This is a genomic window from Pseudomonas sp. Z1-14 (genome assembly GCF_051132005.1).
GTDB lineage: Bacteria > Pseudomonadota > Gammaproteobacteria > Pseudomonadales > Pseudomonadaceae > Aquipseudomonas.
On the sequence record NZ_CP071646.1, the window covers coordinates 5,634,705 to 5,660,617 of the forward strand.

15 protein-coding genes and 1 pseudogene are annotated in these 25,913 nt (G+C 61.6%); 5 read left to right on the plus strand and 11 right to left on the minus strand.

Annotated features, from left to right (window positions below):
- Nucleotides 1–4 precede the first annotated feature (4 nt).
- The 11 genes from J3P89_RS25895 to glnE all read right to left on the minus strand — a co-directional run bounded on the left by J3P89_RS25895 (nt 5) and on the right by glnE (nt 15,355).
- The gene (locus tag J3P89_RS25895; RefSeq protein WP_434696069.1) at nt 5–910 is read right to left on the minus strand and encodes a glycosyltransferase family 2 protein; all 906 of its coding nucleotides are present in this window, start codon (nt 908–910) and stop codon (nt 5–7) included.
- Nucleotides 903–2,651 (minus strand): carbamoyltransferase family protein, encoded by a 1,749-nt coding sequence (locus J3P89_RS25900; protein WP_434696070.1) that lies wholly within the window; start codon nt 2,649–2,651, stop codon nt 903–905. Before J3P89_RS25900 ends, J3P89_RS25895 begins: the two co-directional genes overlap by 8 nt.
- A 954-nt stretch (nt 2,652–3,605) precedes the next feature.
- Nucleotides 3,606–4,969, minus strand: a protein-coding gene (locus J3P89_RS25905) for an IS3 family transposase (RefSeq protein WP_434696071.1) whose coding sequence is annotated in 2 segments (ribosomal slippage) — nt 3,606–4,492 and nt 4,492–4,969 — 1,365 coding nt in all. Because the reading frame shifts where the segments join, the coding sequence is not laid out codon by codon here.
- A 260-nt stretch (nt 4,970–5,229) separates the two neighbouring features.
- A complete protein-coding gene (locus J3P89_RS25910; RefSeq protein WP_434696072.1) occupies nt 5,230–6,690 on the minus strand; it encodes a lipopolysaccharide kinase InaA family protein in 1,461 nt (486 codons plus the stop codon).
- Nucleotides 6,690–7,442 carry a lipopolysaccharide kinase InaA family protein gene (locus J3P89_RS25915; RefSeq protein WP_434602623.1) on the minus strand — a complete coding sequence of 251 codons (753 nt, stop codon included), beginning with the start codon at nt 7,440–7,442 and terminating at the stop codon, nt 6,690–6,692. The genes J3P89_RS25910 and J3P89_RS25915 overlap by 1 nt, the downstream gene beginning before the upstream one ends.
- Nucleotides 7,439–8,173 carry a lipopolysaccharide kinase InaA family protein gene (locus J3P89_RS25920; protein ID WP_434570057.1) on the minus strand — a complete coding sequence of 245 codons (735 nt, stop codon included), beginning with the start codon at nt 8,171–8,173 and terminating at the stop codon, nt 7,439–7,441. The genes J3P89_RS25915 and J3P89_RS25920 overlap by 4 nt, the downstream gene beginning before the upstream one ends.
- On the minus strand, nt 8,173–8,979 hold the full coding sequence (gene rfaP / locus J3P89_RS25925; RefSeq protein ID WP_434602621.1) for a lipopolysaccharide core heptose(I) kinase RfaP: 807 nt from the start codon (nt 8,977–8,979) through the stop codon (nt 8,173–8,175). Before rfaP ends, J3P89_RS25920 begins: the two co-directional genes overlap by 1 nt.
- Nucleotides 8,979–10,100 (minus strand): glycosyltransferase family 4 protein, encoded by a 1,122-nt coding sequence (locus J3P89_RS25930; protein WP_434570061.1) that lies wholly within the window; start codon nt 10,098–10,100, stop codon nt 8,979–8,981. The genes rfaP and J3P89_RS25930 overlap by 1 nt, the downstream gene beginning before the upstream one ends.
- Nucleotides 10,100–11,158 carry a lipopolysaccharide heptosyltransferase I gene (waaC, locus tag J3P89_RS25935; protein ID WP_434602619.1) on the minus strand — a complete coding sequence of 353 codons (1,059 nt, stop codon included), beginning with the start codon at nt 11,156–11,158 and terminating at the stop codon, nt 10,100–10,102. The genes J3P89_RS25930 and waaC overlap by 1 nt, the downstream gene beginning before the upstream one ends.
- Before the next feature lies 1 nt (nt 11,159).
- The gene (gene waaF, locus J3P89_RS25940; protein WP_305497279.1) at nt 11,160–12,194 is read right to left on the minus strand and encodes a lipopolysaccharide heptosyltransferase II; all 1,035 of its coding nucleotides are present in this window, start codon (nt 12,192–12,194) and stop codon (nt 11,160–11,162) included.
- Nucleotides 12,195–12,415: 221 nt separating this feature from the next.
- Nucleotides 12,416–15,355, minus strand: coding sequence for a bifunctional [glutamate--ammonia ligase]-adenylyl-L-tyrosine phosphorylase/[glutamate--ammonia-ligase] adenylyltransferase (glnE, locus tag J3P89_RS25945; protein WP_434696074.1), 2,940 nt, complete (start codon nt 15,353–15,355; stop codon nt 12,416–12,418).
- A 382-nt stretch (nt 15,356–15,737) separates the two neighbouring features.
- Between glnE and aceE the strand changes: the two genes are divergently transcribed.
- The 5 genes and pseudogenes from aceE to msrA all read left to right on the plus strand — a co-directional run bounded on the left by aceE (nt 15,738) and on the right by msrA (nt 25,472).
- Nucleotides 15,738–18,383, plus strand: a complete 2,646-nt coding sequence (aceE, locus tag J3P89_RS25950; protein ID WP_434626416.1) for a pyruvate dehydrogenase (acetyl-transferring), homodimeric type — start codon at nt 15,738–15,740, stop codon at nt 18,381–18,383.
- A gap of 11 nt (nt 18,384–18,394) precedes the next feature.
- Nucleotides 18,395–20,041 carry a dihydrolipoyllysine-residue acetyltransferase gene (gene aceF, locus J3P89_RS25955; protein ID WP_434696075.1) on the plus strand — a complete coding sequence of 549 codons (1,647 nt, stop codon included), beginning with the start codon at nt 18,395–18,397 and terminating at the stop codon, nt 20,039–20,041.
- A 418-nt stretch (nt 20,042–20,459) separates the two neighbouring features.
- Nucleotides 20,460–21,852, plus strand: a pseudogene (locus J3P89_RS25960) (alkaline phosphatase D family protein).
- Nucleotides 21,853–22,046: 194 nt separating this feature from the next.
- On the plus strand, nt 22,047–24,740 hold the full coding sequence (locus tag J3P89_RS25965; RefSeq protein WP_434626419.1) for a putative bifunctional diguanylate cyclase/phosphodiesterase: 2,694 nt from the start codon (nt 22,047–22,049) through the stop codon (nt 24,738–24,740).
- A gap of 84 nt (nt 24,741–24,824) precedes the next feature.
- On the plus strand, nt 24,825–25,472 hold the full coding sequence (gene msrA / locus J3P89_RS25970) for a peptide-methionine (S)-S-oxide reductase MsrA (RefSeq protein ID WP_434698058.1): 648 nt from the start codon (nt 24,825–24,827) through the stop codon (nt 25,470–25,472).
- Nucleotides 25,473–25,913 lie beyond the last annotated feature (441 nt).

A 25,913-nucleotide genomic window follows, 5' to 3' on the forward strand; every position in this document is an offset into this window, starting at 1 on the left:
GCGTTCACTTGAACAACAACCGGATAGCCTTGCGCGTATAGGACCAGCGCGTGATCGAGCGAACATCGGTACGCACGGCCTGGGCATAAAAAGCCTTGGCATTGGCATAGTCACCGGCGCTGTAGCAATCGCGGAACAACGACAGGCAACGCTGGGCCATGAAGGCCTTGCGCAAATCTTGCAACGACTGCGGCATGCGCGCCGGGGAAAACACCTCGTCGACCATGCCCACGCCCGCCGCCAGGCTTTGCCTGAGGTCATGCCGCATGCTGTCGCCATGCTTGTAGATCAGCGCCAGCGGCTGATCGAGCACGGTGCATGGAAAGCGCGCCAGCACCTGGGCAAACACCGGAATGTCTTCGACGTTACGCAGATGCTCGGGATAGTTACCCGGCCCGAACACCTCGCGGTGCATGGCACAGGCGCCGTTGGACAGGGTCACCGTCTTGTCCAGCAGGTAGCCCCGGACGCGCTCACGCGGCGTGGCCGGCAACGGCTTTACCGCATGCTGGACGCGACGCCCGTCAGGAAACACCGACCAGTGGCTGCCGATGACCAGGCGAGTTTCGGGATGACTGGCAACATGCCGGGTCACGGCGGCAAGCGCGCCCGGCGCCATCTCATCGTCGGCATCCAGGAAGATCAGGTATTGCCCCCGAGCCTCCTCGATCCCGCGATTGCGTACCGACGACAAACCACCATTGGGTTTGCGCAGGGCCCGGAAGAGCCCGGCGTGTTCGGCCTGCAATTGCTCCAGGATCTGCGGCGTTGCATCAGTGGAACCATCGTCGATCACTAACAGCTCGGCCTGGGCTTCGCCTAACTGCGCGATGACCGAGTTCACCGCCCGCGGCAAGGTCTCGGCGTAGTTGTAGGCCGGGATGACGACACTGATCAGCACCTCAGTCATAAGCGTCCACACCGTCCTTGACGACCAGAATGTCTTCCATGATCAGGTACTGCAGGTCAGAGCCGATGAACATGTTCAGCGCGTCGGTCGGCGAGCAGATCATCGGCTCGCCACGACGGTTGAGCGAAGTGTTCAGCGACACGCCATTGCCGGTCAGGACTTCCAGCGCCTTCATCATGTCGTAGTAGCGCGGGTTGTATTCACGCTTGAGCACCTGGGCCCGGGAAGTGCCGTCTTCGTGAACCACTTCCGGCACGCGGGTCTTCCATTCCTCGGCCACTTCGAAGGTAAAGGTCATGAATGGCGCCGGGTGATCGACCTTGATCATCTGTGGGGCAACAGTGTCGAGCATCGACGGGCAGAAAGGCCTCCAGCGCTCGCGGAACTTGATCTGCTCGTTGATGCGATTGGCCACGCCGGTGGCGCTCGGGCAACCGATGATCGAACGACCGCCCAAGGCACGCGGGCCGAACTCCATGCGCCCCTGGAACCAGGCCACCGGGTTGCCGTCGACCATGATCCTGGCGATGCGCTCGGGGGTGTTGTCGATCTTGCGCCATACCGGCTTGCTCGGATGACGGGCGCACGCGGCGATCACGTCTTCGTTGCTGTAGGCCGGGCCGAGGTAGACGTGCTCCATCTTTTCCACCGGCACGCCACGGGCATGGGACACATAAGCCGCCGCGCCTACCGCGGTGCCGGCGTCGCCGGAGGCCGGCTGCACGAACAGTTCCTTGACGTCGTCACGGGCGATGATTTTCTGGTTGAGCTTGACGTTCAGTGCGCAGCCGCCGGCGAAGGCCAGCTTGCCGGTTTCCTTGAGCACGTCGCCCAGGTAGTGGTCGATCATCTGCAGCGCGAGCTTCTCGAACAGCGCCTGCATGCTGGCGGCGTAATGGATGTACGGCTCGTCGGCGATGTCGCCTTCACGCTTCGGACCGAGCCATTCGATCAGCTTTGGCGAGAAGTAGAAGCCCTTGCCTTTCTCTTTATAGCGACGCAGGCCGATCACGTTGGCGTAGTCGGTGTTGATCACCAGTTCGCCGTTTTCGAACGAGGCCAGGCGCGAGAAATCGTACTTGCTGGCATCGCCATACGGCGCCATGCCCATGACCTTGAATTCGCCGTCGAGCATTTCAAAGCCGAGGAACTCGGTGATCGCGCCATACAGACCGCCCAGGGAGTCCGGATCGTAGAATTCCTTGATCTTGTGGATCTTGCCGTTTTCGCCGTAGCCGAAGAACGTCGTGGCGTATTCACCCTTGCCATCGATACCCAGGATCGCGGTTTTTTCCTGGAAACCCGAGCAGTGGTAGGCGCTGGAGGCATGAGCCAAGTGGTGCTCGACCGGTTCGATCTTGATTTTTTTCGGATCGAAGCCCAGTTGCTCCAGGCACCAGACTATCTTGCGGCGATAACGCTTGTAGCGACGGTTGCCCATCAGGATCGCATCAAGGGCGCGATCCGGGGCGTACCAGTAACGCTTGGCGTAGTGCCAGCGCGCTTCGCCGAACAGGCTGATCGGGGCGAACGGGATCGCCACCACATCAACATCGGACGGCTTGATGCCGGCCTGCTCCAGGCAGAACTTCGCCGACTCGTAGGGCATGCGGTTCTTTGCATGTTTATCGCGTACGAAGCGCTCTTCCTCGGCCGCCGCGATCAGCTTGCCGTCAATGTACAGCGCTGCGGAAGGATCATGGCTAAGGGCGCCGGACAGGCCAAGAATCGTCAATGCCACAGGGGTCTAGCCTCTTATGTCTGCATACGGGCGACAAGCGCCGCGAAGAATTGATGCGCCGCGCGCCAAGGGCGCTGGGCAGCTAAAGGGCGGGATTATAGCTTAAAAGCGCTGGCAAACCTCTAGCGGCGAGCAAGTGACGAAGCTTACCTGAAGGACCTGAACACCAGTGAGAGCGAGCCTGCTCGCGAAGGCGGCAACGAATCTACACCTAACCCCAACATTTACCCGATCCGTGGCGAGGGAGCTTGCTCCCGCTCGGCTGCGCAGCAGTCGTAAACCCGGCAACTGTGTTTTCCTGGCACACCGCATTGAATGGTTTTGGCGCCGCTGCGCAGCCCAGCGGGAGCAAGCTCCCTCGCCACGGTGAGTGATGGCCTGGCAATCCCCCTGTGGCCAGGAAAACGTTGGGGCTCAGGGCAGTGTGGGAGCGAGCCTGCTCGCGAAGGCGGCAACGAATCTACACCTAACCCCAGGATTTACCCGATCCGTGGCGAGGGAGCTTGCTCCCGCTCGGCTGCGCAGCAGTCGTAAACTTGGCAACTGTGTTTTCCTGGCACACCGCGCTGAATGGCTTTGGGGCCGCTGCGCAGCCCAGCGGGAGCAAGCTCCCTCGCCACGGTGATGGCCTGGCAATCCCCCTGTGGCCAGGAAACATTGGGGCTCAGGGCAGTGTGGGAGCGAGCCTGCTCGCGAAGGCGGCAACGAATCTACACCTAACCCCAGGATTTACCCGATCCGTGGCGAGGGAGCTTGCTCCCGCTCGGCTGCGCAGCAGTCGTAAACTTGGCAACTGTGTTTTCCTGGCACACCGCGCTGAATGGCTTTGGGGCCGCTGCGCAGCCCAGCGGGAGCAAGCTCCCTCGCCACGGTGCGTGATGGCCTGGCAATCCCCTGTGGCCAGGAAAACATTGGGGCTCAGGGCAGTGGACTGACCCCAAAATGTTGGACGGTCTACTGCCACATGCCCACGGATTGAGTCCTGTATTCCAAGGGGCTCAGTCCACCGAGCTTCGATTTGATCCGCTCATGATAACTGATGTACTCGTCCAGCCCTACATTCAGCTCTTCCAGATTTTCAAAGCGTTTCAGGTAGAAAAACTCGGATTTCAGGGTGCCGAAAAAACTCTCCATCGCCGCGTTGTCGAGGCAATTTCCCTTACGTGACATGCTCTGCTTTATGCCGCGTTGCTTCAGTGCATGCTGATAGCGAGGTTGCTGATACTGCCAGCCCTGGTCAGAGTGCAGCAGCAGATGAGACGGCCCTTGCAGGCGCTCGAAGGCCTTTTCCAACATTCCGGTCACCAAGGCAAAGCATGGGCGCGGGGCGGTTTCATAGGCGATGATCTCGCCGTTGTACAAATCCATTACCGGCGATAAATAGAGCTTCTTTGATCCGACTTTGAATTCGGTGACGTCCGTTACCCATTTCTGATTGGGCCGTTGCGCGACGAAATTACGCTCCAGAAGATTCGCCGCGACGGTTCCAACTTGCCCTCTATAAGATCGATACTTTTTTGGGCGCACCAAGGATTTAAGGCCCATGCGGTCCATCAGGCGCTGAATCATTTTTTCACTGACCGACTCTTTCTTTTGAAGTGCCAAAGCGATGCGGCGATAGCCAAATCGCCCTTCGTGCTGGTCGTAGAGGTCACGGATCTTCGTTTTCAGCGAGGCATATTTGTCAGGTTTCTGAAGGGCGCTGACCTGGTAATAGAACGTGCTGCGGGCCAGGTTGGCTAACTTCAGCAGACTGTCCAGAGGAAACCTGGATCTCAACGCCATTACGGAGATGGTTTTTTCCCGGGGCGACTCCTCTTCGAAGCCTCCCTTACCTCTTCGAGCTTTTTTAGGTAAGCGTTCTCCATACGTAGGTATTCGAGTTCGGCCTTCAGTTGCTCTCGGCTCTTCGAATCGTCGTCCACGGGTTGGGAGTGATCAGGGACAGGCGTTTTTTTGGGCATGACAACAGCCTTTTTTCTCTTGGGTACGATCAGGGCAGGAAGACCGCCACTGTAGTACTGCCGCTCCCAAATGCCCACCTGCGAGGACTGACCGAGCCCGAACCGCGCGGCGACTTCCCGATGTGAGAGCCGCTCTTTTTGCATGCATTGGATGACTGAGCGTTTGAAGGCCGCGCTGTAATGGTGACCATGCGATTGCAGCCCAGCACTGCCTCGAGCCTGATAGGTGGCGACCCAGCGCCGAAGCAGGCTGTAGTCGATCAAGTAGCGGTGAGCTACCTTTCGAAAGCCTTCATTGCCATTGATATAAGCCTCAATCGCCGTAATTTTGAACTGAAGCGAAAATTTGCCCATGGAAACACCGCCAAAAGTCAGGTTGGTGTCCAACTTTTGGGGTGCAGTCCACAGTGTGGGAGCGAGCCTGCTCGCGAAGGCGGCAACGAATCTACACCTAACCCCAGGATTTACCCGATCCGTGGCGAGGGAGCTTGCTCCCGCTCGGCTGCGCAGCAGTCGTAAACTTGGCAACTATGTTTTCCTGGCACACCGCGCTGAATGGCTTTGGGGCCGCTGCGCAGCCCAGCGGGAGCAAGCTCCCTCGCCACGGTGATCGGTCACAAGGCCGAGAGGGTGTTTTCGACATCCTTTGGCAAGCGCTCATCAATCACCCGATACAACGCGCTATCCTGCGGCCAGTTGCGCATGAACCGCGCGCGATCCCGGGCGTAGGCCTGGGCGAAGCTGGCCTGGGTGCGGTGCTGGCACATGGAGTCCAGGTCGATCAGCGCCCAGCGGTCGTCTTGCCAGAACAGGTTATGCCCTTTGAAATCACCGTGGCTGATCCGTTCGCGGATGAGGTCGGCGAACAAGCGATCCAGCGCCAGCAATTCTGTTTCGGGCGCCTCACCGGTCTCCACGTATGGGGCGAAGCGTTCGATGATGTCCGGGCCCGGCAAGTACTCGGTGACCAGATACGCACCACGGCGCAGCCACAGGAAACGCTTTTCCAGCAGCGCCAGCGGCTTGGGCGTGGCAATGCCGAGGAAGGCCAGGCGATGACCCTCGCGCCAGGCATGCCAGGCACGGCTCGGACGCCAGAAGCGCTTGAGCCAATGGGCGAATCCCTTGATGTTGTAGCGCTTGATGATCAGCGTACGGCCGTCCGCCACCACCCTGCCGACACTCGCCGCGCCGCCGGTCTTGAACAGATGTCCCTGATCAAGCAGGGCATCGGCCTGCTCAAGCACGGGCGTTATCGCGGCCTCTTCATCACGGCGGATAGCCCGCAGGCCGAAGGCCCCACGCTTGACGCTGAACAGGCTGCATTCTCGCCCGACCTTTTCGAGGAAATCCTTCAGGCGCCAGGAATGCACCTTGTCGATCTGTTTTTGCAACGCCTCCATCGGCAACGCATGTTCGGCATTGCCAAGAAGATAATGCACCAGCAACTCTTCGGTGAACGGCGCCAGGGACTTGGGCAACTGGGCGAAAAACACACCGAGATTCTCCAGCACTTTTTGCCGCGACAACGGCTGCCCTGCGGTTTCGACCCGAATACCGGCGCCATCGATCAGGTAGAGTTTCCCATCGTGGCGCAGCAGGTTGTCCAGGTGCAGATCCTCTTGCCACAGGCCCTTGGCGTGCAGTTGTGCAATGGCACCCAGGGCCTCCGCCAGCACTGCGGCCTGCTCATCGGCCAACGGCGGCAATTGCTCGACTTGCCTCCAGGCGTCGCCCAGGCTTTGGGCCCCTTCGAGCAATTCGAACAGCAGCCAGCCACCCTCGCCGTCCTTCAAGCCGTCCACCAGCAACAGCGGTGTGGTCAGGCCCTGTTCCGCCAGCAGACGCACACCTTGCACCTCACGCTGGAAGTGACGAGCCGCCTTGGCGCCAACCAACAATTTCGCCAGTACCGGGCGACCGCGCCAGACACCCGCGCCCACATAACGCTGCCCCGGTAAAACGCGCAGAAGCGTCAGCAATTGCAATTGCGCCGGTCCGGCGGCGTCCGCCAGCTCCAAGCTCAAGGGCAGGCCAGGGCTGCGGCCGGCATTTTTAAGTTCGGACAAAAGCATCAACGCGCCTCCTTATCGGTACGGCGGGCGGCCACGCGTGTCATCCAGCTGTCGACCAGAGCGCTGTCCAGCGGCTGCTCCAGATAAGTAGCCAGCAACTGGCGCACGTCGTCACCCTTCCAGGCGCCTGCCCGGCGCAACAGCGGTTCCAGGTCCTTGATCCGGTCACGTTGGCCGAACAGCAGCGGCCGGGTCTTCTCCAGGTCGATCAACTGCGCCTGGTAGCCGCTGTCGCCGGCTTGCAGAAAAATGTGCTTGGGATAAAAACAACCATGCATCTGATGGGCATCGTGCAGGCGCCGCGCCAGGTGCCCGCAGGCCTGCAGGATGCCCGTGCGCTGCGCGCCACTCAGCATCGACCAGCGCTGCAGCAATGAATCGAGGTCATCCCAGCCGTCCAGCGCACGCGTCAGCAGAACCGCACGGGCCTCGCCGTTCACCTTGCGCTGGCCGTAGAACACGGCCTGCAGCGCGGGGATGCGCAGTTGCCGATAACGGCTGATATTACGAAATTCCCGGGAAAAACTCGGCTCGCCGAACGGATGCGACAAGGTTCGGGTCAGGTAATTGCTCTGACGCTTGAGGTAGTACCCCTGCCCTTCCAGTTCCAGGCGGAACACGCTGCTCCAGCCCTCCCCCGAGGTGTTGGGTTCGTCCACCGCTTCCAGTTGTCGTGCCCACAAGGCCTCGAAGCTGTCCAGGCCATGGCGTTGCAGCAACGCGCGGTCTTCATCGGCCAGAAAATCAGTCATTCACGCCCCTCGAAAAATTTCACCACGTGCCGGATACGTTTCTTGTCCAGGGCATCCAGCCGGTCGCGCTGCCGGTATTGCAGATAAAAACGCAGGCGCTGGGTGGCCGACAGGTGATATTTGGCGACCTTGTCCAGGCACGCCAGGTCCTTGATGATCCGGTACTTGAGCCAGAAGCCGCGCCAGAAGTCACCGTTCGGACAATCGATCAGGAACAACCGCGACTGATCGTCGATCAGCAGGTTGCGCCACTTCAAATCGTTATGGGTAAAACGCTGCTCATGCATGGTCCGCGTGTAACCCGCCAACTGCCGGCTCACACCGTCGACCCAGGCGCGATCCGCCAGCCTGGGGTCGCGACGCTCGGCCAGGGCCGAGAGGTCCTCGGTGCGGGGCAATTCGCGGGTGATCATCGCACCACGGGCGAAGGCCGCGCCGTTTCGCTCCAGTCCCCAGGCAATGATTTGTGCGGTCGGGATCCCCCATTTGGCGAAGCGCTTGAGGTTCTGCCATTCGGACTTGACCCGCGGCCTGCCCAGGTAACGCCGCAAGCCCTTGCCGGCGCCGGTGTAGCGCTTGACGTAATAATTGACGCCGTTGCGCTGCACCCGGATCACCTCCGACAGAGGGTCGCGCGTCAGGCGCTCGCCCTGGAGGGCGAACACCGCGTCCAGGCTACCGAAATCCGCCGCCAGTTCGGCGTAGGCCGGTTCCAGTGTCCAGCCTGACATCAGAGCGCGTCCCCATACCGCTGCTTGCGGGCATACAGTTTGTTGGCCTTGCCTTCGAGCCAGGCCAGCAGCGACGCTTCCTCAGCCAGTACCTGGCGCAACGGCTGCTGGAAATAACCTTTGAGGAAACGCAGCTTGTCGCGGCGCGTCAGGCCGATGTCCAGCGCCGAAAAATACAGCGCGGCCAGGTCTTTGTTGCGCCAGCGCGTGGTGATGGCCGGGCGGGTCTGGGCGCGGTGCAGGTCGATCACCGAGAGCTTGAAACCGTCGGCCGTCACCGGTGTGTCGGTATGCAGCAGGAAATGGCAGATGTAGCAGTCGCGATGGTTGACCCCGGCGCGGTGCATCATGCCGGTCATGCGCGCCACTTCAGCGATCAGTGCCCGCTTGAGCCTGGGCTGCGGCGGCTGCCTGACCCAGTCGATGCTGTAATCTTCAAGGCTGATGGTGGGCGCCAGTTCTTCGGTGACGATGAACGAATGCTGGTCGGCCGGGTTGCTGCCCTTCTCGCCATACGCGACGGCCGTCATGGTCGGCACGCCGACTTCCTGCAGACGCTGGATGGCTTTCCATTCCTGTCCCGCGCCAAGTACCGGCAGCTTGGCGGTCAGCAGGTTCTTGAAAATCTCGCCCCAACCGATGCCACGGTGGATCTTCACGAAAAAGCCGCGACCGTCCACCTCGGTACGCAAGGTGCGCCGGGCTTCTAGTTCACGGTAGACCTCGCCCTTGAGCGCCTCGACCTCGGTGAACGCATCGCGTCCGGCCCAAAGGCTCTTGAACGGTTCGGCCAGCATCAATTTCATCAAGCGTGCTCCGCCAATATCACATCGGCCGCGTGCTGCGGCATGCTGTAGAGGTCGGCCGTCTCGGCGAAGGCTAGACCGTTGCGGCTCCAGGCCGCCCTTGCCTCGGAATCACCGAGCATCCGCCCCAGGTATTCGGTCAGTTGCGTCTGCTCGAACGGCTCATCCAGCACCAGGCCGCTGTCGGCCTCGGCGATGTAATGGGCGTACCCGCACACCGCGCTGACCAGCACCGGCAACCCGGCCACCAGCGCTTCGAGCAGTACCGTGCCGGTGTTTTCGTTGTAGGCCGGGTGGATCAACAGGTCGGCGCCCAGCAGGAAACGCGGGATATCGCTACGACCCTTGAGGAACCGCACATTGTCGCCCAGACCCAGCGCGGCACTCTGCAATTGGAATACCTTGGGGTCGTCCTGGCCGATTACAAACAGCCGGGTGCGTTTTCTCAATTCGGCCGGCAGCGCGGCCAGGGCCTTGAGGCTGCGATCCACACCCTTGGTCTTGAAGCCGGAGCCGATCTGCACCAGTAGCAGGTCATCGTCGGCCAGCTGGAATTCGGCCCGGAACGCGGCACGGATCTCGTCGGCGTCGGCGGGCCGGCGACGGTCCTGGGCGATGCCGGGCGGCAGCAGATGGAAGCGTTCCAGCGGCGTGTCGTAGTGCTTGATGAACAGCGGCTGCTGGACTTCGGAAATCATCAGGACTTCGGTCTTGGCATCCTTGGCGAACACCGCCCGCTCGTATTCGGCGAAATGCCGGTAGCGGCCCCAGCGCCGGTACAGCGAATTGCGCAGGTTCTGTGCCTTGTCTTCGAAGCAGCCGTCGGCGGCGTAATACACGTCCAGGCCAGGCATCTTGTTGAAACCGATCAGACGATCCACCGGGCGCTGGGCCAGGTCGGCCTCCATCCAGGCGCTGAGTTTTTCGTTGCGACGGTGGTTGAACAGCGCCTTGACCGGCGCCACCAGTACTTCGAAGCCCGGCGGGACGTCGCCCTCCCAGATCAGCGTGTAGACGCGGATCTGGTGGCCACGCCGCTGGCATTCCAGGGCGATGCGCATGAAGTCACGCTGCAGGCCACCGAAGGGAAAGTATTTGTAAAGGACAAAAGCCAATTGCATCAGCGCGGCTCCTCAGCCAATAACGTGCTCAGGTGGCTGGCAACACGCTCGGGGTTTACACGCGTGAAGCACAGGGGCTGCTCGCGCTTAAGGTCAAACCGACGGGCATCTTCGGCGGTCGGTGGATAAGTACACTGTTTCTGCATGCAGGGCGCGCAGGGGAAATCACTGGCGAGGTGAATCTGGCCCTTGCCGTAGGCACCGGTCAGCACCGGGTTGGTCGGGCCGAGCAGCGAAACGGTCGGCACGTCCAGGGCCGCAGCCAGGTGACCGAGGCCAGTGTCCACGGCTACGCAGGCCTGGGCACCGGCGAGCACCTTGCCCATGCCGCCAAGGTTCAGTTTCGGCAGTACCAGGGCGTTGCGCAGCCCGCTGGCGATGCGCTCGGCGCGGGCCTTTTCGGCAGGGTTGCCCCACGGCAGTTTCACCACCACGCCGTACTGACCCATGCGCTCGGTGAGCTGGCGCCAGTAAAGCTCGGGCCAGTGCTTGGAGTCCCAGGTCGTGCCATGCAGGAAAACCACATAGGGATAGGGGCGCGGCAGTTCCACCAGGCGGTCGATGTCGAGGCCATAGTTGCCCTGGGTCTGCGGCAAGTCGTAGCCCAGCGCCACGGCAAACAGCTGGCGCACGCGCTCGACCGCATGCTGACCACGGGCCACCGCCAGGCGCCGGGAGTAAAACCGCGCCGCCAGGGGCTCGCGTGCCGAATCCTTATCCAGGCCAGCCACCGGGGCCTTGACGTAGCGAGTCAGCCAGGCGCTTTTCAGCAAGCCTTGGGCGTCAATCACCAAGTCATACTTCTCGGCCCGCATGCTTTGCTTGAACCGCCGCCACTCGCCGCTCTTGATGGTTTGCCAGATATTCTTGCGCCAGCGCCGGATCGCCACCGGGATGACTTTGCCCACCGCGGGGTGCCATGTAGGGATTTCGGCGAACCCCTCTTCCACCACCCAATCGAAGCGGATGCCGGGAATCGCCCGCGCCGCATCGGTCAGCGCCGGCAGGGTGTGGACCACATCCCCCAGGGAGGAGGTCTTGATCAGCAATACCCGCAAGTTACCGGACCTCCACGGGTGAGCCCTGCAATCGCTCCAGGGCCTCGTTCACCGACGGTGGCATGAGCTGGCGCAGGCAATTGTAGTGGCCGAAGCGGCAGGTGCGATCGAAGCATGGGCTGCATTCGATGCCCAGGCGCACGACTTCGACTTTGTCGGCCAACGGCGGCGTGAAGCCCGGCGAGGTGGAACCGTAGACCGCCACCAGAGGGCGGTTCAACGCCGCCGCGACGTGCATCAGGCCGGAGTCGTTGGACACCACGGAATCAGCGCAGGACAACAGATCAATGGCCTCGGCCAGGGACGTGTCGCCGCTCAGATTGGTCGACTCCTCCCGCAGGCCCGGGATCAGCCGCGAGCGGATGTCCTCGCCCACGGAGTGATCGTTTTTCGAACCGAACAGCCAGACTTGCCAGCCTTCGCGGATCTTCGCCTCGGCCACCTGGGCGTAATGCTCGGCCGGCCAGCGCTTGGACTCACCAAATTCGGCACCCGGGCACAGCGCCAATACCGGCCGGTCCAGGGTCAGGCCGAACTTGGCCAGGGCCGTTTCGCGCGTGACCGGGTCGATCTGCAGGCTCGGTCGCGGATAAGGCTTGGGCAACTCGGCGCCCGGCTCGTAGGCCAGGGCCATGAAGCGCTCGATCATCAGCGGATAACGATCTTTATCCAGCGTGCGCACATCGTTGAGCAAGCCATAGCGAAATTCGCCACGCCAGCCGGTGCGCTTGGGGATGCCGGCGAAAAACGGCACCAACGCCGATTTCAGCGAATTGGGCAGCAGGATCGCCTGGTCGTACTGACCGGCCAGGGATTTGCCGATGCGCCGGCGGGTAGCCAGCTCAAGCACGCCGTGACCGAGCGGGAAGCTCAAGGCCTTGCGCACTTGCGGCATGCGCTCAAGAATCGGCCGGCTCCACTCGGGGGCCAGGACATCGATTTCGCACTGCGGATGACGCTGCTTGAGGCACTGGAACAGTGTCTGCGCCATCACCATGTCACCGACCCAACTGGGTCCAACGATCAGAATATTCATGAGCTTTCCAAAAACGCTACGGGGAGGCCTACGCCTCCCCGCCTCGAGAATCACTGTGGCTTAGGTCGCTGCCTGTTGCCCTAATCTACAACACACCACCGATCTGTTGTGGGAGCGAGCCTGCTCGCGAAGAGGCCGGCATATCCAGCATCCATGGCGCCTGGCACTCCGCCTTCGCGAGCAGGCTCGCTCCCACATTTATATCTTCAGCTCATATACCTTCAGCTCAGCCCCAACTCCCGCCAGATCCGCATCACCTGTCGACGCTCCTCAACGAACTGGTCGCCTGCGATCACCCCGGCGTCTTTCTGCAGAGCCTGGCGGTGGGCGGCGGAGCGGTAGGCCTTGTAGGCTTCGCGCAACAGCGTGGCGTCCTCGGCGGGCAGCAACCCGACCTCCTGCAACCCGTCCAGGATGCGGATGTTGTCGGTATAGCGGACCAGCGATGGATGTTCCTCGGACCACGCCAGGGCCGCGTATTGCACCATAAATTCAATATCGACGATACCTCCGGCATCCTGCTTGAGATCGAAGGGTGCCGTGGCTTCGAAGGCATTTGGCGCGGTTCCGGCAGCGGTGGCCTTGCTGCCGAGATTATCGCGCATCTTGGCGCGCATCTCGCTGACCTCCTGGCGCAAAGTCGGCAAGTCACGCGAGCGTCCCAGTACCTGAACGCGGACTTTTTCGAACGCCTGGCCCACATCCTGGCTGCCCACCAGCACCCGGGCACGTACCAGCGCCTGATGCTCCCAGGTCCAGGCTTCGTTTTCCTGGTAACGGGCAAACGCCCCCAGGGAACTGACCAGCAAGCCCGACGTCCCGGAAGGCCGCAGGCGCATGTCCACCTCATACAGCTGCCCGGAGTTGGTCTGGGCCGTCAGCAAATGAATGATCCGCTGACCAAGCCGGGTGAAAAACTGCGCGCCATCGATGGGTTTCGGACCGTCGGTTTCGGCCTGCGGGTCACCGTCGTGGATAAACACCAGGTCCAGGTCGGAACCATGTCCCAGTTCCAGCCCCCCGACTTTCCCATAACCGACAATAATGAAGCCCGGATCACACAGGCTGCCGTCGGTGCGCAGTGGCACCCCATGCTTGGCCGTCGTCTGGCGCCAGGCCAGGGCCAGCACCTGTTCGAGAATCGCTTCGGCCAGCCAGGTCAGGTAATCGCTGACTTTCATCAGCGGCAGGCTGCCGGCGATTTCCGAGGCGGCCACCCGCAAGCGGTGCGCCAGTTTGAAATGCCGCAAGGCTTCCATCTGCTGCTCAAGATCGTCCTCGGGAATTCGTGTCAGGCGCTCGCGCAACTCTGCCGCGAGCTCAGGCGCCAGGGGCGGCTTGAACAAACGGCCTTCATTGAGCAATTCATCGAGCAACAGCGGGAAACGGGTGATCTGCTCGGCGATCCACGGACTCGCCGCGCACAGCGTCAACAAACGCCGCAGGGCGCCGGGGTTCTCGGTCAACAGCACTAGATAGGCCGAACGGCGGGCGACGGCCTCTACCAGCGGCAATACCCGTTCGAGCACCAGGTCCGGGTCGGCATGTTCCACCGCCTGGGCGAGCAGGCGCGGGATGAACGCGTCCAGGCGCTCGCGCCCCAGGCGCTGCATGGCGCGCAGCTGCGGGCTGGCACGCAGGACAGCGAGGGCCTTGAGCGCTTTGGGTGCATCGGCAAAACCGGCCTCCTCCAACTGACGACACGCCGCTTCCTCGTCCTGGCTGTCTTCCCACAATGGCAACCATTCGCCGCCAACCACCACTTCGCCTTCGCCGCCCTCGTCCTCATCCGGGTCAGCAATGACCTGGCCAAAATGCCACGCCACCCGACCGCGCCAGTACATCAACTGCTCGTGGAACGCCGCCCAATCGACGAAGCCCAGCATGAACGCAATGCGCGCCTGGTCTTGCGGGTTATCCGGCAGCATCTGGGTCTGGCGATCGGCAATGGCCTGGATCGCATGCTCGGTGTATCGCAGGAATTCATACCCCTGGCGCAATTCATCAATGACCTTGGCCGGTAGATAGCCCTGGCCTTCCAGGGTACCCAACACCTTCAACAACGGCCGTTGCTGCAAGCTCAGGTCACGGCCGCCATGGATCAGCTGGAACGCCTGGGCAATGAACTCCACCTCGCGAATGCCGCCCGAGCCCAGCTTGATGTTGTCGGCCATGCCTTTGCGCCGCACCTCCTGCTGGATCAGCTGCTTCATGGTGCGCAGCGCTTCGATGGCAGAGAAATCGAGGTAACGGCGATAGACGAACGGGCGCAGCATGTCGAGCAATTGCGCGCCGGCCACCTGGTCGCCGGCCACCACCCGCGCCTTGATCATGGCGTAGCGTTCCCAGTCGCGCCCCTGATCCTGGTAATACTGTTCCAGGGCATTGAAGCTCAATACCAGGGCACCGGCCGAGCCGTAGGGGCGCAAGCGCATGTCGACGCGGAACACGAACCCGTCGACGGTCATCGGGTCGAGGGCCTTGATCAGCCGCTGGCCGACGCGGATGAAAAACTCCTGGTTATCCAGCGGCCGCTTCGCGCCAACGGTTTCGCCGCCTTCGGGGTAGGCAAAGATCAGGTCGATGTCCGACGACAGGTTCAGTTCCACCGCTCCCAGCTTGCCCATGCCCAGGATGACCATCTGCTGCGGCTCGCCACTGCGCCGGCCGGTGGGGGTGCCGAATTGCTGGCTCAGGCGCTGGTACAACCACTGATACGCCTGATCGATGCAGGTGTCGGCCATGTCCGAGAGATCACGGCAGGTCTGTACCAGATCGGCCTGGCGGGTCAGGTCGCGCCAGATGATCCGCACCTGCTGACGGGTGCGCTGGCGACGCAGCACGCGACCCAGTTCGTCCTCGCTCTCGGCGGCTTGTACGGCAGCGGCGATCTGCCCGCACATTTCACCCGCCGCCAGGCTGCGGTCCAGCTCACCGCTGCGCACCAGTTCCAGCAGCATCGCAGGATCCCGTACACTTTGTTCGATGACAAAGTCACTGGCAGCGGCGACGCGGTTGAACTCGGCCCAACGCTGCGGCGTCCAGGCGGACAGCCCGTGATCGTCGTCCAGCGAAGCGACCGCCGCGCGGAACGACTGCTCGGCACGACTGACCAATGACTGGAGAATTGCCGGAATTTCGGCAAGCGAGGGCAGGCTCATGGTCTATCCTTGATCGGCGCGGGAAAGGCTGGATGTAGTGTTTTTTGCAAAGCCACTACCTGATCGACTGTCGAACAAAGATGATAAATAGCTGATTTTCTGATTTTATTGGCAGCCGGCATCAAGTTTTTACCTGTTCGAGTTGGCTAAAGACCAACAGTAACGATTATTCTCACAACGAAACGAGGGGCCATAAGCCGCTCATGTGTAGTTTTACTACTCGTCTATACATTCGAAAGGCTGAAACGGCCAACGATTTGTAGTAAAACTACACGCCGCCGAAACAACCTTCGGCAATCCAAGAATTTATATCGTCTGCCCACAAGGCCAGTCGCAAACTCAGGCAACCGATTCTGGTAGCCTTTCCGCCCTGGAGCAAGCCATGCAAGACCTCGATCCCGTCGAAACCCAGGAATGGCTGGACGCCCTGGAATCGGTTCTCGACAAAGAAGGCGAAGACCGTGCTCATTACCTGATGACCCGTATGGGCGAACTCGCAACCCGCAGCGGTTCGCAACTGCCCTACGCCATCACCACGCCGTACCGCAACACGATCCCCGTCACCCACGAAGCACGCATGCCTGGCGACCTGTTCATGGAACGCCGCATTCGCTCGCTGGTGCGTTGGAACGCGTTGGCCATGGTCGTGCGGACCAACCTGAAAGATTCTGACCTGGGCGGTCACATCTCCAGCTTCGCCTCCAGCGCGACGCTGTATGACATCGGCTTCAACTACTTCTTCCAGGCCCCGACCGACGAACACGGCGGCGACCTGATCTACTTCCAGGGTCACGCATCGCCAGGCGTCTACGCCCGTGCGTTCATGGAAGGCCGCATCACCGAAGACCAGATGAACAATTTCCGCCAGGAAGTGGACGGCAACGGCCTGTCCTCGTATCCGCACCCTTGGCTGATGCCCGATTTCTGGCAGTTCCCGACCGTATCCATGGGCCTGGGCCCGATCCAGGCCATCTACCAGGCACGCTTCATGAAGTACCTGGAAGCCCGTGGCTTCATCCCGGCCGGCAAGCAGAAAGTCTGGTGCTTCATGGGTGACGGCGAGTGCGACGAGCCGGAATCCCTGGGCGCAATCTCCCTGGCCGGCCGCGAGAAGCTCGACAACCTGATCTTCGTCATCAACTGCAACCTGCAGCGCCTCGACGGCCCGGTTCGCGGCAACGCCAAGATCATCCAGGAACTCGAAGGCGTGTTCCGTGGTGCCCAATGGAACGTCAACAAAGTCATCTGGGGCCGTTTCTGGGACCCACTGCTGGCCAAGGACGTCGACGGCATCCTGCAGCGTCGCATGGACGAAGTCATCGACGGCGAGTACCAGAACTACAAGGCCAAGGACGGCGCGTTCGTCCGCGAGCACTTCTTCAACTCGCCTGAACTCAAGGCGATGGTCGCCGACCTGTCCGACGACGAAATCTGGAAGCTCAACCGTGGCGGCCATGACCCGTACAAGGTCTATGCGGCTTACCACCAGGCGGTCAACCACAAAGAGCAGCCGACCGTCATCCTGGCCAAGACCATCAAGGGTTATGGCACCGGTGCAGGCGAAGCGAAGAACACCGCGCACAACACCAAGAAGGTCGATGTCGACAGCCTGAAGCTGTTCCGCGATCGCTTCGACATTCCGGTCAAGGACAGCGAGCTGGAAAACCTGCCGTTCTTCAAGCCGGAAGAAGGCAGCGCCGAGGCCCGTTACCTGGCCGAGCGCCGTGCCGCACTGGGCGGTTTCGTGCCGCAGCGCCGCGCCAAGAGCTTCAGCATCCCGACCCCGCCACTGGAAACCCTCAAGGCGATCCTGGACGGCTCGGGCGACCGTGAAATCTCCACCACCATGGCCTTCGTGCGGATCCTCGCGCAACTGGTCAAGGACAAGGAGATCGGCCAGCGCATCGTTCCGATCATCCCGGACGAAGCCCGTACCTTCGGTATGGAAGGCATGTTCCGCCAGTTGGGCATCTACTCGTCCGTCGGCCAGCTCTACGAGCCAGTCGATAAAGACCAGGTGATGTTCTACCGCGAGGACAAGAAGGGCCAGATCCTCGAAGAAGGCATCAACGAAGCGGGCGCCATGAGCTCGTTCATTGCCGCCGGTACTTCGTACTCCAGCCACAACCAGCCGATGCTGCCGTTCTACATCTTCTATTCGATGTTCGGCTTCCAGCGTATCGGCGACCTGGCCTGGGCCGCTGGCGACAGCCGTACCCGTGGTTTCCTGATCGGCGGTACCGCTGGCCGGACCACGCTGAACGGCGAAGGCCTGCAACACGAAGATGGCCACAGCCACATGCTGGCCGGGACCATCCCGAACTGCCGCACCTATGATCCGACCTACGGCTACGAGCTGGCGGTGATCATCCAGGACGGCATGAAGAAGATGATCGAAGAGCAACAGGACGTCTTCTACTACATCACCGTGATGAACGAATCCTACCAGCAGCCAGCCATGCCGGCCGGTGTCGAGGCAGGTATCGTCAAGGGGATGTACCTGCTCGAGGAAGACACCCGCGAAGCGGCGCACCACGTCCAGCTGATGGGCTCCGGCACCATCCTGCGCGAAGTGCGTGAGGCGGCGAAGATCCTGCGCGAAGAATTCAACGTCGGCGCCGACGTCTGGAGCGTCACCAGCTTCAACGAATTGCGTCGCGACGGCCTCGCTGTAGAGCGCAGCAACCGCCTGCACCCTGGCCAGAAGCCGAAACTGAGCTACGTCGAAGAATGCCTGAACGGTCGCAAAGGACCGGTCATCGCCTCTACCGACTACATGAAGCTGTTCGCCGAGCAGATCCGCCAGTGGGTTCCTTCCAAGGAGTTCAAGGTGCTGGGCACCGACGGTTTCGGCCGTAGCGACAGCCGCAAGAAGCTGCGTCACTTCTTCGAAGTCGACCGTAAGTTCGTTGTGTTGGCAGCCCTGGAAGCACTGGCTGACCGCGGCGATATCGAACCCAAGGTGGTGGCCGAGGCCATCGTCAAGTTCGGCATCGATCCGGAAAAACGCAACCCACTGGACTGCTGAGGAGAATTTTCGTGAGCGAACTCATTCGCGTACCTGACATCGGCAGCGGTGAAGGTGAAGTAATTGAACTGTTTGTGAAGGTCGGCGACCGCATCGAAGCCGACCAGAGCATCCTGACGCTTGAATCGGACAAGGCCAGCATGGAAGTGCCCGCGCCGAAGGCCGGTGTCATCAAGAGCCTGAAAGTGAAGCTGGGCGATCGCCTGAAAGAGGGCGACGAGCTGCTGGAACTGGAAGTCGAAGGCGCCGCTGCGGCACCTGAAGCGCCAGCGCCCGCTGCGGCCCCGGCGGCGGCTGAAAAGCCTGCCGCCGCACCGGCTGCAGAAGCCGCTCCGGCGGCTGCGGCTGCACCTGCGGCGGCCTCTGTCCAGGACATTCATGTCCCGGACATCGGTTCGTCGGGCAAGGCCAAGATCATCGAAGTACTGGTCAAGGCCGGCGACACTGTCGAAGCCGACCAGTCGCTGATCACCCTGGAATCCGACAAGGCCAGCATGGAGATCCCTTCGCCGGCTGCCGGCGTGGTGGAAAGCGTCGAGGTCAAGCTGGACGACGAAGTCGGCACCGGTGATTTGATCCTGAAGCTGAAAGTAGCCGGTGCCCCGGCACCTGCCGCGCCAGCCCCGGCTGCTGCGCCTGCTGCCAAGGCTGAGTCGGCCCCGGCTCCGGCTCCAGCCGCCGCGCCTGCCGCCAAGGCCGAAGCGGCTCCTGCCCCTGTCGCCGCTGCGCCTGCGCCAAGCGGTGCCAAGGTGCACGCCGGCCCAGCCGTGCGTCAGCTGGCCCGTGAATTCGGCGTCGAGCTGTCGGCCGTCGGCCCAAGCGGTCCTCACGGCCGCGTGCTGAAGGAAGACGTGCAGGCCTACGTCAAGGCCATGATGCAGAAGGCCAAGAACGCACCGGCCGAAGGCGCCACTGGCGGCGCGGGTATCCCGCCGATTCCGGCGGTGGACTTCAGCCGCTTCGGTGAAACCGAAGAAGTCGCGATGACCCGCCTGATGCAGATCGGCGCGTCGAGCCTGCATCGCAGCTGGCTGAACATTCCACACGTGACTCAGTTCGACCAGGCTGACATCACCGAACTGGAAGCCTTCCGCGTCGCACAGAAAGCCGTGGCCGAAAAGGCCGGCGTGAAGCTGACCGTGTTGCCGCTGCTGCTCAAGGCTTGCGCGCACCTGCTCAAGGAATTGCCGGACTTCAACAGCTCCCTGGCCCCAAGCGGCAAGGCTGTGATCCGCAAGAAGTACGTGCACATCGGCTTTGCCGTCGACACCCCGGAAGGCCTGCTGGTACCGGTCATCCGTAACGTCGACCAGAAGAGCCTGCTGCAACTGGCTGGCGAAGCCGCTGCCCTGGCCGAAAAAGCCCGGAACAAGAAGCTCACCGCCGACGACATGCAGGGCGCCTGCTTCACCATCTCCAGCCTCGGTCACATTGGCGGCACCGGCTTCACGCCGATCGTCAACGCGCCGGAAGTGGCGATCCTGGGTGTCTCCAAGGCCACCATCCAGCCAGTCTGGGACGGTAAAGCCTTCCAGCCCAAGCTGATGCTGCCGCTGTCGCTGTCCTACGATCACCGTGTGATCAATGGTGCGGCCGCTGCACGCTTCACCAAGCGCTTGAGCGACCTGCTGGGCGACATCCGCACCATCCTGCTGTGACACCGAAGGGCCCTCCTCACAGAGGGCCCTTTGGGATTCGTTTTCCGAGCGCCACGCTCGTACCTCAACCCCGCCCGTCTGGCGGGGCTTTTTTTGTCTGCAATTCAAGTCAGGTACATCGGTGCAGGATGTGCCGACCTCATCGCGAGCAAGCTCGCTCCCACAATGGATTTGCGGCGCCGCCCAGCATTTGAAACTGATGAAGACCCCTGTGGGAGCGAGCCTGCTCGCGATAGCGGCAGGTCAGGCGACGCGGTAATTCCCTACTGCGCAAGATTCAAATAACTACACCCCCTGTAGTCATTGCCTACAACGTGCGCCCCCTTCCCTATGGATATTTACGACACGCCAAGCCTTAGCATCGAACCGCCAAGGCATCTTGATGCGTGCCCCATTAAAACTTCGAATGGATTCGAATATGTTCAAACCTACCGTCGGCCCTATCATCGGCCACACCACGTCCCATCACGCGCGGATATTCCTGCGCGGCGACCACGCCAACAACAGGGTCTTCGCCGGGATTCGTCACAGGCGCCAAGGTGACACCCGCTGGTCGCAAGGCCAGTTCGTGCAATTGAAGGCTTACCGCGACATGACCGCTGTGATCGTGCTCAAGGGTCTTCGCGCCGATACCGCCTACGAATACCAGGCGGGCTGGTTCAGCCCCGTGCGCCCAACCCATACCACGGCGACCGTGCAGCAGCTGCCATTGCCATGGCCCGGGGAGGTTTACCACTTGCGCACGCCGTCCGGCACGGATAACGCTGCGCGCAGCTATATCGTGGGCTCCTGTCGTTATCTGCAGATTGCTGGCGACGTGCCGTTGCTGCCCGGGCTCGGTGACCGCATCTTCGCGAGCATCAACCACCTCGTGAAGCGGGCTGATCCGCCGATCAGTGCCGTTTTGATGACCGGTGACCAGGTCTACCTCGATGACCTGAACAAGGTCGCCCCGGACCGCAGCGCCCGGGACATTCTGTTCAAGTACCGCACGGCCTTTTCCCAGCCGCACATCAGGCGGTTGATGTCCAGCGTACCGACCTACATGATCCTCGATGACCATGAAATAGAGGACAACTGGCCCGCCAATAAAGAACCGGACGATGAGCGTCTATACGCCAACGCCCTGGATGCCTATGCGCTGTATCAGGCCAGCCATGGCCCGGCTGGCGAAGATCTGGACGACGCAAGCCCAGGCCGACCGCCGCGACGATTCTGGTACCTGTTCGCTCACGGGGATATCCAATGGTTCGTCACCGACAGCCGGACCCGACGCAACCTGTCGGCGGCTGACCGGCGCATCCTTGATCAGGAACAGGAGCAGGCGCTGCTTGAATGGCTCATCGGTAGCACTGCCCGGGTCAAGCTTGTCGTAACCAGCGTCATGTTCTATCCCGATCGCAAACTGGACGACGGAGACGCCTGGCAAGCTTTCCCGAACCAACGCCTGCGCCTGATCGAAGCCATCCGCACGCACCGGATCAAAAACGTGATTTTTGTGTCCGGCGACGTGCACGGCTCCCTGACCAGCCGCCTGGTTCATAACCAGGATCCTGATTTCGCAGTCCACACCATCGTTTCCTCGCCGCTGTGCAACAGCCTGCTGCTGCCCTACGCCACAGCCTCGAGTTTCCATCATCGGCGAGCCCATGGCCAAGGCAGCGGGCGGCGAGTATCGATATGAACTGACCAGCAAGGTCATCAGCCAGGACAATTTCGCTCAACTGCGAGTAACGACCCAGAGCATTCAAGTGACCTTTCATGACCGTGACGGCAGCCCCTTGGAGGTCGTCGATATACCGTTGCGCTGACCAGCGGTGGCACAACGAATGCCTCTGATCGGCCGGCCACTGGAGAAATCCGCTGATCGGCCGATAAAAGGTTTATAGCACTTGGCCTTCATGTCTCTTGTCAGCCAGTGCCGCAATGATGCAACCTTGCGGCAATCCGTAATAACGAGGGCGTCAGCCCGGCGCGATCAGCATCTTCGAAGCGAGTTTCCCTCATGAAAAGCCAACCCGATGCCGCCAGCCGTATGGCGGCCGAGGTAGTGACGCAGTTACCGGTGCCCTCGCGGCTCGGTATGCTGCGTTTCGAACGGCTGAATGAAGCAAGCTGGGCGCTACTGTTTCTCGATCCCAACTGCGAACGTTACTTTGGCCTGCCGGCCGTCGAGCTGTGCTCGCTGGTGAGCTCACCCTACGCCAGCCTCATGGAGCCGGAAGCACGCTATCAGCTGCACGACGCGATCCAGCAGCAGTTGACCCAGGCCCCTCATTACCAGATCCGCTACACGCTGCACACCGCCAGGGGACCGTTGAACCTCCTGGAAACGGGTGAAACCTACAAACAGCACAACCGCCATTTGCTGCGCGGCTATCTGCTGGTGGTGGACAGCCTGCTGCCGACCGAGCCCTCCGTGCCGGCGCTCGATCTGGAAACCCAGAATTCGCGCCTGCAGATCGCCCTGGAACTGAACCAGCGCGCCCAGCAGGAGCAGCTCCAGCACCTTGACCGGGTGCGCGCCCAACAAGACCTGATTCTGCTGCTGACCCGCCAGCGCTATAGCGCCAACAATTCGTTGCAGGAAGCCGCCGAGCTGATTACCCGTAGCGCCTGCGATATCTACCAGATCGACAGCGCCAGCATCTGGAATCTGGAGGACGGCAAACTGCTGCCGATCTCGGCCTATAACCGCGCCTCCCAGGGATATTTCCTTCCAGGGGTAATCAACGCCAGCGACTTCCCAACCTACATGGAAGCGTTGCAGACCTGCCGCGCCATTGATGCCCACAATGCGATGCGCGACCCGCGCACCCGCGAGATGGCCGAGAACCTGCGCATCCGCGACGTCAACGCGATTCTCGACGCGAGTATCCGTATCGACGGCCAGGTGGTAGGCGTCCTGTGCCTGGAGCAAGTGGGCGCCACCCGCGCCTGGCAATCGGACGAAATCGCCTTTGCCGGCGAACTGGCGGACCAGTTCGCCCAGGTCATCAACAACCACAACCGGCGCACCGCCACCAGCGCCCTGCACTTGTTCCAGCGCGCGGTGGAACAGAGCGCCAACGCGTTCCTGCTGGTCAACTGCGACGGCGTGGTGGAATACGTCAACCCGAGCTTCACCGCCATCACTCAGTACACCACTGAAGAAGTCCACGGTCAGCGCCTGTCCGAGCTGCCGGCCCTGGAGAATCTCAGCGAACTGCTCTTCGACGCACCGTCGGCCCTGGCCCAGAGCAACAGCTGGCAGGGCGAATTCAAGAGCCGACGCAAAAACCTCGAGCCCTACTGGGGCCAGCTGTCGATTTCCAAGGTCTATGGCGACAACCGCGAACTGACCCACTACATCGGCATCTACGAAGACATCACCCAGACCAAACTGGCCCAGCAGCGCATCGAACGCCTGGCCTACACCGACAACCTGACCAACCTGGGCAACCGCCCGGCGTTCATTCGCAATCTCGATGAACGCTTCGCCCGGGACAGTGACTCGCCCATCAGCCTGTTGCTGGTGGACATCGACAACTTCAAGCGCATCAACGACAGCCTCGGCCACCAGACCGGCGACAAGCTGCTGATCAGCCTGGCCCGACGCCTGCGCAACAGCCTGAGCCCAAGCGGCAGCCTGGCGCGGTTCGCCAGTAACGAGTTCGCCGTGCTGCTGGATGACACCGGCCTGGAAGCCGGCCAGCAGATCGCCAGCCAATTGCTGATGACGCTCGACAAGCCGATGTTCGTCGACAACCAGTTGATCAGCGTGACCGGTTCGGTCGGCCTGGCCTGCGCACCGTTGCATGGGCGTGACCCGCAGACGCTGATGCGCAACGCCGGCCTCGCCTTGCACAAGGCCAAGGCCAACGGCAAGCATCAGGTCCAGGTGTTCACCGAGGCGCTGAACGCCGAGGCCAGCTACAAGCTGTTCGTGGAAAACAACCTGCGCCGCGCCCTGACCCAGAATGAACTGGACGTTTTCTATCAGCCCAAGCTGTGCCTGCGCAGCGGTCGCCTGCTGGGCATGGAAGCGCTGCTGCGCTGGAACCACCCGGAAAAAGGCATGATCCGTCCGGACCAGTTCATCAGCGTGGCCGAGGAAACCGGCCTGATCATCCCCATCGGCAAATGGATCGCCCGCCAGGCTTGCCGCATGAGCAAGCAATTGACCGCAGCCGGCCTGGGCAACCTGCAGGTGGCGATCAACCTGTCGCCCAAGCAGTTCTCCGACCCGGACCTGGTGGCCTCGATCGCCAGCATCCTCAAGGAAGAGCAACTGCCCGCCCGCTTGCTGGAACTGGAGCTGACCGAAGGCTTGCTGCTCGAAGCCACCGAAGACACGCACCTGCAACTCGACCAGCTCAAGCGCCTGGGCCTGACCCTGGCCATGGATGATTTCGGTACCGGTTATTCATCCCTGAGCTATCTGAAGAAATTCCCGATCGACATCATCAAGATCGATCGCAGCTTCATCCATGAAATCCCGGACAACCAGGACGACATGGAAATCACCTCCGCCGTGATCGCCATGGCCCACAACCTGAAACTCAAGGTCGTCGCCGAAGGCATCGAGACCGCCCAGCAGCTGGCGTTCCTGCGGCGCCACCGCTGCGACGTCGGCCAGGGCTACCTGTTCGACCGGCCAATTCCCGGGGCAGAGCTTGTCGAGAAGCTCAAGCGCTACCCGCGCGGCCCTCTTGTCTGACAGCCGCTTATAGCGAGCAGCGGCTTTTCTGAGGCACACTGACGGTCTATTTCGCTCAATTCAACCTGACTGAGAGGACTGATGATGGTCTTGCGCTCGGAAATCCTGGTGAACAAAAACGTGCTTCCTACTCCTGATCAAGCTCTACCTGGCCGTGAAACCCCCATGACCGTGCCGGAAAAACACTTCGTCCTCGACGCACCACTGCTGGGCCCATTCGTGACCAATGTGGATTTCGCGATCTTCGGCCTGGGTTGCTTCTGGGGCGCGGAGCGCAAGTTCTGGCAACGTGAAGGCGTGGTCAGCACGGCGGTGGGTTACGCGGGCGGCTTTACGCCAAACCCGACTTACGAAGAAGTCTGCTCGGGCCTGACCGGCCACAGCGAAGTGGTGCTGGTCGTCTACGAGCCAGAGAAAGTCAGCTACAACGAACTGCTGGCGATGTTCTGGGAACTGCACAACCCGACCCAGGGCATGCGCCAGGGCAACGACATCGGCACCCAGTACCGCTCGGTGGTCTACTGCACCACGCCCGAGCAGTTGGAAGCGGCGAAAAAGAGCAAGGAAGTATTCCAGGCTGAACTGGCCAAGGCCGGGCTGGGAGAAATCACCACCGAAATCGACGAAGCGCCGACCTTCTACTTTGCCGAGGCGTATCACCAGCAATACCTGGCGAAGAACCCTGAAGGTTATTGCGGGATTGGCGGTACGGGCGTGACTTGCCCGATCTGATCGTCAGGCTCTGAAAAGCATCGCGAGCAAGCTCGCTCCCACAATGGCCGGGGTCGAACCCATATAGTGAGTACACCCCAAGCCCTGTGGGAGCGAGCTTGCTCGCGAATGCGGCCTGACAGTCGGCCAGGGGGTTTGTTGACCGGGTACATATCCGTTGCTGCGGTAACGGCGGCTTATGGTTCCGCTTTTACAGCGGGTCACTTTTGAGAAGCCCGGAAGCCGGCCCAGTCAAAAGTAACCAAAACGCTTCTGCCCCACCACTCGGCACCTCGCCAAGGCTCGGTGTCCCCTCACTCCGGCATTGCTCCGTGGGCCCGCCGCGAAGGGCCGTCCCTGGCCCAGCGCGGCTATCCCGGCATCCATGCCGGGATGCCCACTCCACAATGCCTGCGTTCGGCCAGCGTGGTTAACGGGGCGCCTCAGATCAAGATCAAGATC

Coding starts and splice junctions, on each gene's coding strand:
- rfaP (WP_434602621.1), bottom strand. CDS start 8,979: ATGAAATTGATGCTGGCCGAACCGTTCAAGAGCCTTTGGGCCGGACGC.
- J3P89_RS25915 (WP_434602623.1), bottom strand. CDS start 7,442: ATGACTGATTTTCTGGCCGATGAAGACCGCGCGTTGCTGCAACGCCAT.
- J3P89_RS25920 (WP_434570057.1), bottom strand. CDS start 8,173: ATGTCAGGCTGGACACTGGAACCGGCCTACGCCGAACTGGCGGCGGAT.
- J3P89_RS25910 (WP_434696072.1), bottom strand. CDS start 6,690: ATGCTTTTGTCCGAACTTAAAAATGCCGGCCGCAGCCCTGGCCTGCCC.
- J3P89_RS25895 (WP_434696069.1), bottom strand. CDS start 910: ATGACTGAGGTGCTGATCAGTGTCGTCATCCCGGCCTACAACTACGCC.
- glnE (WP_434696074.1), bottom strand. CDS start 15,355: ATGAGCCTGCCCTCGCTTGCCGAAATTCCGGCAATTCTCCAGTCATTG.
- waaF (WP_305497279.1), bottom strand. CDS start 12,194: ATGAATATTCTGATCGTTGGACCCAGTTGGGTCGGTGACATGGTGATG.
- J3P89_RS25930 (WP_434570061.1), bottom strand. CDS start 10,100: ATGCAATTGGCTTTTGTCCTTTACAAATACTTTCCCTTCGGTGGCCTG.
- aceE (WP_434626416.1), top strand. CDS start 15,738: ATGCAAGACCTCGATCCCGTCGAAACCCAGGAATGGCTGGACGCCCTG.
- J3P89_RS25965 (WP_434626419.1), top strand. CDS start 22,047: ATGAAAAGCCAACCCGATGCCGCCAGCCGTATGGCGGCCGAGGTAGTG.
- msrA (WP_434698058.1), top strand. CDS start 24,825: ATGGTCTTGCGCTCGGAAATCCTGGTGAACAAAAACGTGCTTCCTACT.